Below are 13,214 nucleotides of genomic sequence, written 5' to 3'. Positions count from 1 at the left end.
GACGCCAATCTGGCCCCAATCTCGCCGTTATCCACGGTCATTTTTAAGCTGTTAGGAACGGTCATGGCAGGGAACAACTGCCATGCGGTCTTCGGGGCGAAGCAAGAATCAGACGTTGATTCTGAACCTTACAGCGCCCGGTTGAACCGCCAGAAAGGGCATGAGGCAGATGACGAGTGTAGCTACACTGCAACCGGAACCCGCACCGATCATTGCGTGCACCGTGTCGCGCGATGTGCAGAACTTTGAGATTCTCATCGACGATATGGAAGCCGAGCTGGGTGAAGCCTGGGGCGATCTGGGATTCGACGATGCCTTGGTTTTCCTGGACCAGCCTGAGTCCAAATCACTGGAATTCATCGCGATTGCGGTGGATGCAAATGATGAAAGTGATCTGAGCCGGATCAGCGACGTGATCCGCCGCGCCAAAGAAAGCGCGATCAGGGTCATCTTGGTTGCCAATGAAGTGAGCCCGATGGCTTTGCACCAGCTGATGCGGCTGGGGGCGGATGACTTCGTCCCCTACCCCCTGCCCGAAGGCGCGCTGCGCGACGCCGTTGAGCGGGTGCGCCGTCCCGAGCAGGACACCATCGCCCCAAGGATGGCCCCTGCGACCAGTGAAGAGGCCCCTACCCCGGCCTTCAAGGCCAAGGGCGACCGTCATGGTGTGCTGTTGCCGGTGCATGGAATGGCCGGCGGCTGCGGCACATCGACCTTTGCGGTTAACCTCGCTTGGGAGCTGGCCAATGCCGATAAGACGGCACCGCGCGTCTGCCTCATGGATCTTAATTTCCAATATGGCTCGGCCGCGACCTATCTGGATCTGCCACGCAAAGAGGCGATCTTTGAGATCCTGACCGATCCGACCGCTGCGGATGCCGACAGCCTGATTAAGACCATGCAGCAGTATAACGAGAAGCTGCATGTCTTCACCGCGCCCGGCGATATGCTGCCCTTGGATATCATCTCGGGCGAGGATCTGGGCCGGTTGATCGATCTGGCTCTGGCCAATTTCGACTATGTCGTGATCGATATGCCCACCACCGTGGTGCAATGGACCGAAGCGGTGCTGACGCGGGCACATATCTATTTTGCCATGCTTGAGCTGGATCTACGCTCGGCGCAGAATATTTTGCGCTTCGTGCGGGCTTTGAAGGCGGAAGGCTTGCCGCATGAGAAGCTGCGCTATGTGCTGAACCGTGCGCCGAAATTCACCGATCTTTCGGCAAAAAGCCGGGTGAAGCGGATGGCTGAAAGCTTGGATATCGACATCGAAGTGCAGCTGCCGGACGGTGGGTCCCAAGTGACGCAAGCCAATGACCACGGCTTACCGCTGGCGAGCAGCGCCCATAAAAACCCGCTGCGCAAAGAGCTGCAAAAGCTTGCCAAATCTTTGCATGACCTGAGCAAGTCTGCCGAGACCGGCAAGAAATAAGACCGCGCAAATAAAGGGTTAGATGAATGTTCAGCCGCTTCAAAAAAGATGGCGCCCCTGCCAAGCCCGCGGTCCAATCCCCCGCTTCGACCGCGGCACCTGCGGCGGCACGTCCGGCCCAAGCTGCGCCCTCGACGGCGATGCGCCCTGCGACGGGTGGGGCACCACGCAGCGCGGCCGAAGTGGTGGCGGCCGATAAAGAGGTCAAACGCAAAGCGCGGATGATGGAGCTGAAGCTTGAGCTGCACAAACGGCTCTTGGAGACGCTGAACCTTTCCGCGCTGGAACATGCCAGCGAGCAAAGCCTGAAGCAGGAGATCTCGGCCCTCGCCTCGGAGGCGCTGGACGAGATGTCGGTTGCCTTGAACAAGGACGACCGGCTGAACCTGGTGCAAGAGCTTTATGACGAGGTCATGGGGCTTGGCCCGCTGGAGCCTTTGCTGAAAGACGAGACCGTTAACGATATCTTGGTGAACGGTCCGAAACGGGTTTTTGTTGAGCGCGCCGGCAAGCTGGAGCTGACCGACGTTACCTTCCGCGACGAGCGACATCTGCTGCGCATCATCGACAAGATCGTCTCGGCCGTGGGCCGGCGCGTCGACGAATCAAACCCTTATTGCGACGCGCGACTGGCTGACGGCTCGCGCTTTAACTGCATGGTGCCGCCGGTGGCGGTGGATGGCTCGCTGGTATCGATTCGGAAGTTTAAGAAAGAGAAGCTGCAAATCTCGGATCTGGTGCGCTTTGGCGCTTTCACCGAAGAGATGGCGGCCTATCTGCAAGCGGCTGTGTCCTGCCGGTTGAACATCATCGTCTCGGGCGGCACGGGCTCGGGGAAAACCACCACGCTGAACGCTTTGTCGTCTTTCATCGACAATACCGAGCGGGTGCTGACCATCGAAGACACCGCCGAACTTCAGCTGCAACAGGTGCATGTGGGCCGGATGGAAAGCCGCCCGGCCAACGTTGAAGGCAAAGGTGCCGTCACCCAGCGCGACTGTCTGCGCAACGCTTTGCGGATGCGTCCGGACCGGATCATCGTGGGGGAAACCCGCGGCGAGGAGGTCATCGACATGTTGCAAGCGATGAACACCGGCCACGACGGCTCGATGACCACGATCCACGCCAACAACCCGCGCGACGGCATCTCGCGTCTGGAAAACATGGTCGCGATGGCCGGCATCGACATGCCGCTAAAGGCGGTGCGCAGCCAGATCGCATCCGCTGTGAACCTGATCGTGCAGGCCTCACGTCTGCAAGACGGCTCGCGCCGCATGGTCTCGATCACCGAGATCACCGGCATGGAGGGCGAGGTGATCTCGATGCAGGAAGTGTTCCGCTATGAGCGCTTGGGCATTGAGCCTTCGGGCAAGATCATCGGCCGGTTCAACGCCACTGGCATCCGCTCGGCCTATTCTGATCGCTTCCGGCAGTGGGGTTACGACCTGCCCGCCTCGATCTACGAACCCATCGTTTAAGGTAGCACCATGCAGATCAGTGCAGCGCCCCTCATCTATATTCTGGTTTTCGTGGCGGTGGTGGTCCTTGTCGAGGGGCTCTACCTTACCGTCTTTGGCAAATCGATCAGCCTGAACAACCGGATCTCGCGGCGGCTGACGCTGCTGGAGAAAAATGGCAACCGCGAGCAAGTGCTGGAGCAACTCCGCAAGGAGATGAGCCAACACCTGAACTCAAGATCGATCCCGCTCTATTCGATTTTGGCCAAGAAGGCGCAACGGGCGAATATCGCCTTTTCGCCCTCGCAACTGGTTGGGATCATGGCGGGGCTGTCGGTGTTCTCCTTCCTTGCGCTGACCGTTGGCACCGAAGCCGCCTTTGGCATTCGCGTCTTCTTGGCGATCGGCATGGGGGTTGGCGGCGTCTATGTCTGGATCAACAACAAGGCCAAAAAGCGCATGTCGCTTTTGGAAGAGCAACTGCCCGATGCGGTTGAGCTGATGGTGCGCTCTTTGCGGGTGGGTCACCCCTTCTCGGCCGCGATTGGCATTGTGGCCAAAGAGGTCGCCGATCCTTTGGGGTCAGAATTTGGCGTGATCGCGGATGAAGCCGCCTATGGCCGCGATATCGCCGAAAGCTTGAAAGCCTTTGCCGAGCGGATGGACAGCCAGGATTTGCGCTTCTTGGCGGTGGCCGTGGCGATCCAACAAACCTCGGGCGGCAACTTGGCCGAGATCCTTGAGGGCTTGGCCAAGGTGATCCGGGCACGGTTCAAACTCTTCCGCCGCGTGCGCGCCATCACCGCCGAGGCCAAATGGTCGGGCATGTTCCTTTCGGCTTTCCCGATCCTGGCTTTGGTGATGATCAACGTGCTGAAGCCGGATTATTACGACGACGTGCGCCAGACCGCCGCCTTTGTTCCGGCAGCCCTTGTCGTGCTGGCATTTTTGGTCATCAACGTGATCTTTATGAAGATCATGGTTAATATCAAGGTCTGAGGGTCGCCATGCTCACCGCGTTGAATGCGAAATTGGTCGATATGATGGGCCCGCTGGGGCCGCTGATCGCCTTGGGTTTGGCGGGGCTGCTGCTGATTTTGGTCGCACTGCCGACGATGATGAACAAGCAGCGCGACCGGTTCTCGGAGTTGAAGAGTGAGGCGCGCACCGGCAAGCCGGAAGACCGCACCTTGCGCCGCGACACCGGCGGACGCGCCGAGAAGCTAGAGCGTTTTGCGCATTTCCTTGAGCCGCAAAAGGCCGAGGAGATGTCGAGCATCCGGCTGAAGCTTTTGCGCGCGGGCTATCCCGACAAAAGCGCCGTGCATATGTATCACGCGGCGAAGATGGTCTTCGGCCTTGGCGCGCTGGCGCTTGGAATCCTCTATGCGCTGCTTAAATCGGCCAATGAAGAGGTCACGACCCAGTCGATGATCATCTACACTCTGCTTCCCGGCGCCTTGGGCTATTACCTGCCGCAATACTGGGTCAACAAGCGGATGACCCAGCGCCAGAATGAGATCACCGAAGGCTTCCCCGATGCGCTGGACATGATGCTGGTCTGCGTTGAGGCAGGCCAGTCCTTGGACCAAGCCATTCTGCGCGTGGCCAAGGAAAGCCGCGCCGGCCACCCGGCTTTGGCCGATGAGTTCGACCTCATCAGCAATGAGGTGAAGGCCGGTAAGGAGCGCGTCACGGTGTTGAAGGATATGTCGGACCGTGTGGGTCTGCCCGACGTTGCCTCCTTCGTGACCACTTTGGTGCAATCGGCCACCTTCGGCACCTCGATCGCCGATGCCTTGCGTGTCTATTCTGCCGATATGCGCGACAAACGCGTGATGCGGGCCGAAGAGAAAGCGAACCTGTTGCCGACCAAGCTTACACTTGGCACAATGCTTTTCACTGTGCCGCCCTTGCTGGTCATCCTGATCGGCCCTTCCGTCCACGGCATCGCTACGATGATGGGCGCGATGGTGGGCAATTAGTAAGGCCAATGGCCGTTCAGGGACGACGTGACGAGACCAGTTACAGCGCTTTTGACGATTCTTCTGCTGGCCGCCTGTGGCAATACGGGCGGCCTTGGCGCATCGCGGAACGCACCTTATGGTGTTGATCCCAAAGGAAATGCGGTTGACCCGCTGCTGGTGGGGCACCGGCTGATGGAAGCGGGCGAATATGAGCTGGCGCTGAAGGCCTATTACGGTGCAGCCGGCACGCATGGGGTGAATGCAGATACACTCTCGGCCGTCGGTTCGGCCAATCTGAAGCTGGGACGCCTGGGCCAAGCCGAGCAGATCCTGCGCCGCGCGATCGAGGCTGAGCCCGGCTTCGTGCCCGCGCTCAACAACTTGGGCGTGGTCTTGATGGAACAAGGCAAGATGGGCGAAGCGCGGCGGGTTTTCGAAGAAGCCTATGCGCGCGACAGTGGCCAATCGGACTCCATCCGGCAGAATCTGATGCGTGCTATCGCGGCAACCGAGGCCAATGTATATGATGGCGGGCAAGAGGATCCGGGGCAGTATCAGTTGGTGCGCCGCGACAAGGGCCAATATGTGCTTTTGACGCAGCTGTAAGCGGCCAAACTTGATTACTGAGACGCTATTCTAAGACGACGACGAGACCACTGAGACGAGACCGAGCGGTCAACGAAAAGGACGCAAAATGCGCCACATGTCTATTCTCGCGCTGTGCCTTGGCGGCACGGCACTGCTGTCGGGCTGCGGTGGCGGCTCGGATGCGCAGGTGCAACGCGCGATCAAAGACGTCAATGTCATCGATGCCTCGAACCTGAATGACCTGATGCTGACGGTGGGCGATCCGAATGAATCGGTCGCCTATTTCCGGGGCGCTTTGCAGAAAGATCCAACCCGGGTTGATCTGATGCGCGGATTGGCCAAGTCTTTGTCGCGCGCCGGCAAACCCACGGAAGCGGCTGGCGTTTGGGAGAAGGTCACCGCGACGGCCGATGGCACGATGGAAGATCGGGTGATGCTGGCGGACGCCTATATCCGCTCGAATCAATGGGATAAGGCCAAACAGGTCTTGAACTCGATCCCGCCGACCCATGAGAGCTATGACCGCTACCGGCTGGAAGCGATGGTCGCTGACAGCGAGAAGAACTGGAAGAAGGCCGACAGCTTCTACGAGATCGCGGCCGGCATGACGGCGAAACCCGCGGGCGTGTTGAACAACTGGGGCTTCTCCAAACTGACCCGCCGCGATCATGCGGGGGCTGAGCGGCTCTTCACAGAGGCGCTGAAATATGACCCCAGCGCCTTTACCGCCAAGAACAACCTTGTGATGGCGCGGGCCGCACAGCGCAAATATGACCTGCCGGTGGTCGAGATGACCCAGACCGAACGGGCGGAGCTTCTTTACACGATGGCGCTGGCCGCGATCAAACAAGGCGATGTCTCGGTCGGCAAGGGCCTCTTGCAACAGGCCGTCGATACCCATCCGCAGCACTTCGAGGCCGCCGCGCGCAGCCTTGCCGCGCTCGATGCCAATGTCAGACCCTGAGGCGAACCATGGATCTTACCAACCCTCCCTTGCGTGAAGCACTGATTTTCCTGCCTTTCGTGCTTCCGATCGCGATCTGGGTCGCTTGGAGCGATATGGCGCGGATGAAGATCCCCAATAAAGCCGTGATCGCGATGGCGGCGCTTTGGCCGCTGCTGGGCTGGCTGGTCTTCCCCTGGCAGCTTTGGCTTTTGGGCATCGGCATCATGGTGATCGTGCTGGTCGTGGGCTTTATCGGCAACATCGCGGGGCTTTTCGGCGCGGGAGATGCGAAATTCGCCGCCGCGATGGCAGGCATCTTCACCGCCGGGGATCCGATGTTCATCGCCGCTCTCTACGCCATTTGCTCGATCGGAGCTTTTGTGGTCCACCGCGGCTTGCGCGCCATCCCCGCGGTGACGCGGATGACGCCCGAGTGGAAGAGCTGGACCCATAAGAAATTCCCGATGGGACTGGCTTTGTCCGCGATGGTGGTGATCTACCTTCTCGCCGCCTTCCTGCCCAAAGGCTGACATTTTTGCCCGCTACGGACTGCTGAAAGGCCCGATCTGTGGGCCCAGCAGAGGGGCTGTTGATGAATATGCAAGCCAATGCGGCGCCGCTGGCGGCAAACCCGGGGCAAAACTCGGGGGTGCAGCCGCCCCCTACCCCGCGGACGATGGCCGAGGTGGGCATCAACCCGGTGATGCTGCGCGACATTCTTTTGAAGACGATGTTCCGCACCAACCAATCCTTGGTGTCGGAGATTGCACGTTCGATCTGCCTCTCGGTGCCTTTGACGCAAGAGCTGATCGATATGGCGCGCGGCCAGCGCATGCTCGAAGCGATGGGCACGATGCATGCCACTTCGGGCAATGAAATGGGCTATCAGCTGACCGATGCTGGCAAGGCGCGCGCTTTGGATGCGCTCTCGCAATCGGAATATTACGGCGCTGTGCCGGTGCCGCTGGAAAGCTACCGCGCCCAGATCGCCCGCCAATCGGTGCGCAACATCAAGCTGAGCCGCGCTCAGCTGATGGCTGGGATGGGGCATCTGATTCTGCCGCCCGATCTTTTGTCGAACCTTGGCCCCGCAGTGACCTCGGGCCGATCGATCTTGATGTACGGCCCGCCGGGCAACGGCAAATCCTCGATCAGTCACGGCATCCGCGCCGCCTTGGGCGATAAGATCTATGTGCCCAGAGCGATTGAATATTCTGGTCAGGTGATCTCGGTCTATGACCCGATCGTCCATGCCTCGGCCGAGGCAAATATGGATGATCCGACCGCGCTGCGCCGGACCTCGAACCGCTATGACAACCGCTATGTCTATTGTGAGCGGCCTTCGGTGATCACCGGGGGCGAGCTGAGCTTGGACATGCTGGACCTGACCTATAACCCCACGGCACGAACCTATCAGGCGCCTTTGCAGCTGAAGGCGACGGGCGGCATCTTCATCATCGACGACCTTGGCCGCCAAGCCGAGCCGCCGCAGAAGATCGTCAACCGCTGGATCGTTCCGCTTGAGGAAAACCGCGATATTCTGGCGCTGCAATCAGGTGAAAAGTTCACCGTGCCCTTCGACACTTTGGTGATCTTCTCCACCAACTTCCATCCCAATGAGATCTTCGACGGCGCGGCTTTGCGGCGGATCTTCTTCAAGATCAAGATCGACGGGCCGGATCAGCAGAACTTCCTGAAGATCTTTGCAATGGTCGCCAAGAAGAAGAATATGCCGCTGGATGAGCGCGCATTGATGCATCTTCTGAAGGTAAAATTCCCAACCATTCAAAACAATTACGCCAATTATCAGCCGGTCTATCTGATCGACCAAATGATTGCCGTTTGCGAGTTTGAGGGCATTCCCTATCAGATGACGCCCGAGCTGATTGATCGCGCTTGGGACAATATGTTTGTCAAAATGGAAACAATCACGCGCTGATTGGCAATTAAAATCGGCGCATTATTGCAATGACTCCAGCTGATGGGTGAGCCACTCACCTGTCGCTGGATCAAGCACCTTGGTGGTAAAAACGATCATTACCCCCGGAGCAAAGAGAATTTCACCCTTTGACTCCACATCCCCGTCGATAATCAGAGTTTTGCGCAGCCATAAAACCTTATAGCGGCAATCCTCCCAGTCGAGAAACTCCTCGGCTATTATTTCCAATTCGGAAACAACTGCTTCTGCCGGAAGGCTGTTGGTTTGACGGCTGCCCTCGATCCGGGCCTTGCCGCCTTGGGCGCTGATCTGGGCCAAAGAGGGCGGCAGTGCGGCCCAAGTATAGCGCAGAGTGAAGCCCTCGCTCTCGCTGCCCAGCGGCCATAGCCCGTGCAGCAGTTGCGAGGTGAAGCCGCTGCCACGATAGGTCAGCACATCCTCGGTGATGGAGAGATAGTCCAGCGTGCCGCCCGAGCGGAAATGCAGCTGGGCGGGCGGCTCTTCGGCGGTGAAACATCCGGCGGCGGCGGGCGACGCCAGAAAGAATAGCCCCGCAACCCATGCCGCCAAACGCATCAAGCGAACTCCCGAAGACCCTCATCGGTGATGATCAGATCGAGACGCTGATCAAAAGCGTCGATCGGCACTTCGTCGACCTCTTGCGCGGCGAAGGCAAAACCCACCGCCAAAGTGGGGCGTTTGGAGCGCAAAAGCTGCAAAGTGCGGTCGTAAAAGCCGCCGCCATAGCCCAAACGATAGCCGCGCGCGTCAAAGGCCAAGAGCGGCACGATCAGCACGGCGGGCTCAATCCAAGCGCCCTCGGCCGGGACTTGGGTGCCAAACCCACCGTCTTCCATGGCGCAGCCCGGGCTCCATTCGCGGAACTTCAGGGGCGTGGCTGGAGCCGGGATCACCGGCACGCCCACCGGCCCGCGATGGGCGATCATGGCGGGCAATGGGTCAATCTCGGTGCGGATCGGCAGATAGCCCGACAGCGCGACACCAGCATGGCCAGCGAGGAAATCTGCAAGGATTTCCGCCGCTTGGCCTTGGCCACGCGCAAAGGCCTCTTTGCGGGCCGCATAGGCGGCCTTACGGGCCAAAGATTTCACATCTGTCATAGCAGCATCACCGTTGCGAGGCCCAAAAAGGCAAAGAATCCAACGACATCCGTGACGGTCATCACGAATGTTCCCGAAGCAAGCGCCGGGTCAAAGCCCATGCGGTCCAGTGCGAGCGGCACCAAAATGCCTGCCAAAGCCGCGACGCAAAGATTGATCACCATGGCCAGCGCCAGCACCACGCCCAGCATTGGCAGGCCCAGGATCAGCCAGCCAGCGAGGCCCATCAAGATCGCAAAGCTGAGCCCGTTGATCGCTCCCACCGCCGCCTCACGCCGCACCACGCGCATGGCGTTTGAGACGGTAAGGTCGCGCGTCGCCAAGGCCCGCACCGCGATGGTGAGGCTTTGCGTGCCAGCGATCCCGCCCATCGAGGCAATGATCGGCATCAACGCCGCAAGGATCACGATCTGGCCGATGGTGGATTCGAACTGGCCGATCACCAAAGCCGAGATGTTTGCAGTCAGCAAGTTGATGAAAAGCCAAGGGATTCGGCTTTTGATCGTGTCAAAAACCCCATCTTGGATCGAGCTTTCGTCGCCGACCCCGGCCAGACGCAGCATGTCTTCCTCATGCTCTTCATCCAGCACATTCATCGCATCATCGATGGTGATAACGCCCACAAGCCGGCCGTTTTCATCGACCACGGGGCAGGAAATCAGGTGATATTGCTGGAAAATATAGGCCACATCGGCCTCGGGATCGGTGGCGCGCACCGTGCGATAGCTGTCCTCGATGATCTCGCGCAGGGGTGTGCTGCGGGCGGCGGAAAGGATGCGGCCTAGCGTGACATAGCCCGTCGGCTTCATCCGCGGATCGAGCAGGATCACATGGTAGAACTGATCGGGCAGCGTGTCCGAGCCGCGCAGGAAATCGATCGCCTCGCCCACGGTCCAATGCTCAGGCGCAACCACGACCTCGCGCTGCATAAGTCGACCGGCGGAATATTCCGGGTAGCCCATCGCCCGCTCAACCGCGACGCGGTCGGCGCGCTCCAAAGCACCCAAGATCTTCTCTTGGTTCGGCTCGTCAAGATCTTCAAGGATATCAACGACATCGTCGGTCTCAAGCTCACGCACAGCCTCGGCGACGACATCGTCGGGCAGGAAGTCGATCACCTCTTCGCGGATCGATTCGTCGATCTCGGAGAGCAAGTCCCCATCGACGCCCCCGCGCCAAAGGGTCAGCAACTGCTCGCGCTCACCTTGGCCGATTTGCTCCAAAAGGTCGGCGATATCGGCGGGATGGAGCGGCTCAAGCAGGGCTTCCAGCGCCTCGGCGTTGCTGTCGTGCAAGGCCTCACGCACGGCCGTCAGCCGGGCCGAGGCTTCAGCCTCATCGTCACGGTTTGCCCAATCTTCTGCCATGCACCCTCACAACCAATTGCCCCGACCTTACCGGAAGCAGTTTCTGGGAAACAGAAGAAAGCGGCGAATTCCCTTTGAGGCCCGACGGCTTATGATAAGGCACCGCAGTACCCTTGACCGACTGGAGCGAAGATGGCCGACCTTCTTTTGGGGCAGGTTCTGTCCTTCACCGCCGATCCCTTTGTCGAAGGCCCCAGCGCCGCCCGCCATATCAGCGAGGGCGCGGTGCTGGTCGAGCATGGCCGCATTGCCGCGGTGGGAGAGGCTGCGGCGCTGAAGGCCGCGCATCCGCAGGCGCAGCGCCATGACTATGGCCGCGCTCTGATCAGTGCGGGCTTTGTCGATGCCCATGTGCATTACCCGCAGACGGCGATGATCGCCTCATGGGGGAAGCGACTGATCGACTGGCTGAACGGTTACACTTTTCCCGAGGAAATGCGCTTTACGGACCCAAGCTATGCGATTGAAATTGCAGAGCGTTATCTCGATCTTACCTTGAGCCACGGCACGACCAGTTTCTGCACCTATGCCACGATCCATCCCGGTTCGGTCGATGCGATCTTTGGCGCGGCACAAAAGCGTGGGCAGCGGATCTATGCCGGTAAGACCTGCATGGACCGCAATGCGCCCGAGGGGCTGCGCGATACCGCGCAGAGCGCCTATGACGACAGTAAGGCGCTTTTGCAGAAGTGGCATGGGGTTGACCGGCTCTCCTACGTCATCACGCCGCGCTTCTCGCCCACCTCAACGCCCGAGCAACTGGCGGCGATGGGGCAGTTGTGGCGCGAGCACCCCGATTGCCTGATGCAAACGCATCTGTCGGAGCAGACCGATGAGATCGCTTGGGTGAAGGACCTTTTCCCGCAATCGCGCGACTATCTGGACACCTATGAGGCGCAGGGCCTGCTGCGCGAAGGCGCGCTTTATGGCCATGCGATCCACCTGACAGAGCGCGAAAAATCTCGGCTGATCGAGGCCGGGGCGAGCCTTGTGCATTGCCCAACCTCGAACACCTTCATCGGATCGGGGCTGTTTGACATGGGGCTGGCGCGGCAGTTGCGGGTTGGGCTGGCCACCGACACGGGCGGCGGGTCAAGCTTTTCGATGCTGCACACGATGGCAGCAGCCTATGAGATCGCCCAGTTGCGCGGTGAGGCTTTGCATCCGGCGCAGCTGTGGTGGCTGGCCACCCAAGGCTCGGCCCGGGCTTTGCATGCCGAGCATCAGATCGGCAATATCGCGGCCGGAATGGAGGCGGATCTGGTGGTGGTCGACCTCGCCTCGACCTTCGGGATCGAGCAAGCCACGCGGCGGGCGTCGAACCTATGGGAGCAGCTTTTCCCGACCATCATGATGGGCGATGATCGGGCGATCCATGAGGTTTGGATCGGCGGCAAGAAGCAGGCGCGCAGCTAAGCCACGCGCCTTGCAAGCGGTTGATTAGGCGTCGATTTCCCAGCCGTCTGGGTAGAAATCAAACTCCAGCGCGATCTCGGTCGCGCGGGATTCCCAGCGCCACACCTCATCAGCGTTGAACTCGATCGGGCCGTAAGAGGCGATCACGGTTTCATTGTCGTTCAACCGTTTAACCTTGTAGCCCTTGGCCTTCAGCGCCTGCTCGAAGCCGTTCCAATTGGCATCAAGCTCTTCGACGAAAAAGGCGTAATCGACCACGGCGCGCTGCGGCAGCTTGACCCCTTTCGACTGGCGGAAGGTGTCATAGGTCTCTTTTTTCTGGGCGGAATAGTTGTGTTTCATGGCCCCCTTCTACGCCAGCTCAAAGCGCTTCTCAACAGTGGCTTCTTAGGCCTCACGGGGCGACGACGAGCGCATCTGAGCTGCCGGTTTCGCTTGCGCCGCGCCGCCTCTCGCCGCAACAATAGCAGCAGTTCAAGAACCACCCGAGAGATCTTATGCGTGCCATCGCCATTCTTGCTGCCCTTGCCATGGTCGGGGGCCTGTTTTTCCCTTGGCTAAAGTCCTCGGTGCCGGAACTGGGGATCGTGCCGTGGGAGATGGTTAAGCTGCTCGAGCCTGACCTGAAGACGGTGCAGGACATGGCCAGCCATTCGCCTGAGCTGCTGGCGTTCCTGTCCACTTTCGCGCTGGCGGCGCTTTTTGCAGTGCTGGCCATGATCGGCCTGCCCTCGCGGCTGCTGGCCTTTTTGGCCGGTGGCGGTGCCGTGGCAATGGTGGCTTACGGCGTGTTTCAGCTGCAAGATCAGGCGCGCGCGATGGGGCTGCCGATCCCGTCGAGCGATAATATCGCTGAGCTGTTGCCGCGCCTTACTGACTTTCTGGGTCTAGGGGCGATGCTTTGGGCAGGTGGGGCGGCAGTGTTGTTCCTGACCGCCCTCATTGGTTTTCCCTCGCGCCGTTAAAGGCTTAGCAGGC

Annotated in this window: 14 protein-coding genes; 10 read left to right on the top strand and 4 right to left on the bottom strand. The window is 60.0% G+C overall.

Going from position 1 to position 13,214, the window contains the following annotated elements; genetic code table 11:
* Positions 1–169: 169 nt before the first annotated feature.
* The 8 genes from Q9295_RS00750 to Q9295_RS00715 all read left to right on the top strand — a co-directional run bounded on the left by Q9295_RS00750 (position 170) and on the right by Q9295_RS00715 (position 8,332).
* Positions 170–1,435 carry a CpaE/TadZ family protein gene (locus Q9295_RS00750; protein ID WP_306678412.1) on the top strand — a complete coding sequence of 422 codons (1,266 nt, stop codon included), beginning with the start codon at positions 170–172 and terminating at the stop codon, positions 1,433–1,435.
* Between the two features lie 26 nt (positions 1,436–1,461).
* Complete coding sequence (locus Q9295_RS00745; RefSeq protein ID WP_306678410.1) at positions 1,462–2,913, top strand: TadA family conjugal transfer-associated ATPase; 1,452 nt, start codon at positions 1,462–1,464, stop codon at positions 2,911–2,913.
* A 9-nt stretch (positions 2,914–2,922) separates the two neighbouring features.
* Positions 2,923–3,891 carry a type II secretion system F family protein gene (locus Q9295_RS00740; RefSeq protein WP_306678409.1) on the top strand — a complete coding sequence of 323 codons (969 nt, stop codon included), beginning with the start codon at positions 2,923–2,925 and terminating at the stop codon, positions 3,889–3,891.
* 8 nt (positions 3,892–3,899) lie between these two features.
* Entirely contained in the window at positions 3,900–4,877 is a 978-nt protein-coding gene (locus tag Q9295_RS00735; RefSeq protein ID WP_306678408.1) for a type II secretion system F family protein, read from the top strand.
* A 27-nt stretch (positions 4,878–4,904) separates the two neighbouring features.
* Positions 4,905–5,465: a tetratricopeptide repeat protein gene (locus Q9295_RS00730; protein ID WP_373457398.1), complete on the top strand. Its 561-nt coding sequence runs from the start codon at positions 4,905–4,907 to the stop codon at positions 5,463–5,465.
* Between the two features lie 88 nt (positions 5,466–5,553).
* Entirely contained in the window at positions 5,554–6,411 is an 858-nt protein-coding gene (locus Q9295_RS00725) for a tetratricopeptide repeat protein (RefSeq protein ID WP_306678406.1), read from the top strand.
* Positions 6,412–6,419: 8 nt separating this feature from the next.
* The gene (locus tag Q9295_RS00720) at positions 6,420–6,923 is read left to right on the top strand and encodes an A24 family peptidase (RefSeq protein WP_306678404.1); all 504 of its coding nucleotides are present in this window, start codon (positions 6,420–6,422) and stop codon (positions 6,921–6,923) included.
* A gap of 62 nt (positions 6,924–6,985) precedes the next feature.
* Positions 6,986–8,332, top strand: a complete 1,347-nt coding sequence (locus Q9295_RS00715; protein WP_373457397.1) for a DUF8689 domain-containing protein — start codon at positions 6,986–6,988, stop codon at positions 8,330–8,332.
* A gap of 21 nt (positions 8,333–8,353) precedes the next feature.
* Here the strand turns inward: Q9295_RS00715 and Q9295_RS00710 are convergent, their stop codons facing one another.
* From Q9295_RS00710 to mgtE, 3 genes are read right to left on the bottom strand one after another with little or no spacing between them, the layout of a single operon-like run.
* Complete coding sequence (locus Q9295_RS00710) at positions 8,354–8,908, bottom strand: hypothetical protein (RefSeq protein ID WP_306678402.1); 555 nt, start codon at positions 8,906–8,908, stop codon at positions 8,354–8,356.
* On the bottom strand, positions 8,908–9,453 hold the full coding sequence (locus tag Q9295_RS00705; protein WP_306678400.1) for a 5-formyltetrahydrofolate cyclo-ligase: 546 nt from the start codon (positions 9,451–9,453) through the stop codon (positions 8,908–8,910). Before Q9295_RS00705 ends, Q9295_RS00710 begins: the two co-directional genes overlap by 1 nt.
* A complete protein-coding gene (gene mgtE, locus Q9295_RS00700; RefSeq protein ID WP_306678398.1) occupies positions 9,450–10,820 on the bottom strand; it encodes a magnesium transporter in 1,371 nt (456 codons plus the stop codon). The genes Q9295_RS00705 and mgtE overlap by 4 nt, the downstream gene beginning before the upstream one ends.
* Before the next feature lie 132 nt (positions 10,821–10,952).
* Here mgtE and guaD point away from each other — a divergent pair, with 132 nt between their 5' ends.
* The gene (gene guaD / locus Q9295_RS00695) at positions 10,953–12,236 is read left to right on the top strand and encodes a guanine deaminase (protein WP_306678396.1); all 1,284 of its coding nucleotides are present in this window, start codon (positions 10,953–10,955) and stop codon (positions 12,234–12,236) included.
* A gap of 24 nt (positions 12,237–12,260) precedes the next feature.
* Here the strand turns inward: guaD and Q9295_RS00690 are convergent, their stop codons facing one another.
* Positions 12,261–12,578 (bottom strand): ribonuclease E inhibitor RraB, encoded by a 318-nt coding sequence (locus Q9295_RS00690; protein WP_306678394.1) that lies wholly within the window; start codon positions 12,576–12,578, stop codon positions 12,261–12,263.
* Between the two features lie 155 nt (positions 12,579–12,733).
* Here Q9295_RS00690 and Q9295_RS00685 point away from each other — a divergent pair, with 155 nt between their 5' ends.
* Positions 12,734–13,201, top strand: a complete 468-nt coding sequence (locus Q9295_RS00685) for a hypothetical protein (RefSeq protein WP_306678393.1) — start codon at positions 12,734–12,736, stop codon at positions 13,199–13,201.
* Positions 13,202–13,214: the final 13 nt, after the last annotated feature.

It is taken from the genome of Pseudogemmobacter lacusdianii (assembly GCF_030848395.1).
In the GTDB taxonomy this organism is placed as follows: domain Bacteria; phylum Pseudomonadota; class Alphaproteobacteria; order Rhodobacterales; family Rhodobacteraceae; genus Pseudogemmobacter; species Pseudogemmobacter lacusdianii.
The sequence above is the reverse complement of the archived record's forward strand: the minus strand, read 5'-3'. Positions and strand labels throughout refer to the sequence as shown.

Bases quoted from the DNA above. Each gene is read 5' to 3' on its own strand.
- Q9295_RS00750 (WP_306678412.1), top strand. From the start codon at position 170: ATGACGAGTGTAGCTACACTGCAACCGGAACCCGCACCGATCATTGCG.
- Q9295_RS00745 (WP_306678410.1), top strand. From the start codon at position 1,462: ATGTTCAGCCGCTTCAAAAAAGATGGCGCCCCTGCCAAGCCCGCGGTC.
- Q9295_RS00740 (WP_306678409.1), top strand. From the start codon at position 2,923: ATGCAGATCAGTGCAGCGCCCCTCATCTATATTCTGGTTTTCGTGGCG.
- Q9295_RS00735 (WP_306678408.1), top strand. From the start codon at position 3,900: ATGCTCACCGCGTTGAATGCGAAATTGGTCGATATGATGGGCCCGCTG.
- Q9295_RS00725 (WP_306678406.1), top strand. From the start codon at position 5,554: ATGCGCCACATGTCTATTCTCGCGCTGTGCCTTGGCGGCACGGCACTG.
- Q9295_RS00720 (WP_306678404.1), top strand. From the start codon at position 6,420: ATGGATCTTACCAACCCTCCCTTGCGTGAAGCACTGATTTTCCTGCCT.
- Q9295_RS00715 (WP_373457397.1), top strand. From the start codon at position 6,986: ATGAATATGCAAGCCAATGCGGCGCCGCTGGCGGCAAACCCGGGGCAA.
- Q9295_RS00710 (WP_306678402.1), bottom strand. From the start codon at position 8,908: ATGCGTTTGGCGGCATGGGTTGCGGGGCTATTCTTTCTGGCGTCGCCC.
- Q9295_RS00705 (WP_306678400.1), bottom strand. From the start codon at position 9,453: ATGACAGATGTGAAATCTTTGGCCCGTAAGGCCGCCTATGCGGCCCGC.
- mgtE (WP_306678398.1), bottom strand. From the start codon at position 10,820: ATGGCAGAAGATTGGGCAAACCGTGACGATGAGGCTGAAGCCTCGGCC.
- guaD (WP_306678396.1), top strand. From the start codon at position 10,953: ATGGCCGACCTTCTTTTGGGGCAGGTTCTGTCCTTCACCGCCGATCCC.
- Q9295_RS00690 (WP_306678394.1), bottom strand. From the start codon at position 12,578: ATGAAACACAACTATTCCGCCCAGAAAAAAGAGACCTATGACACCTTC.
- Q9295_RS00685 (WP_306678393.1), top strand. From the start codon at position 12,734: ATGCGTGCCATCGCCATTCTTGCTGCCCTTGCCATGGTCGGGGGCCTG.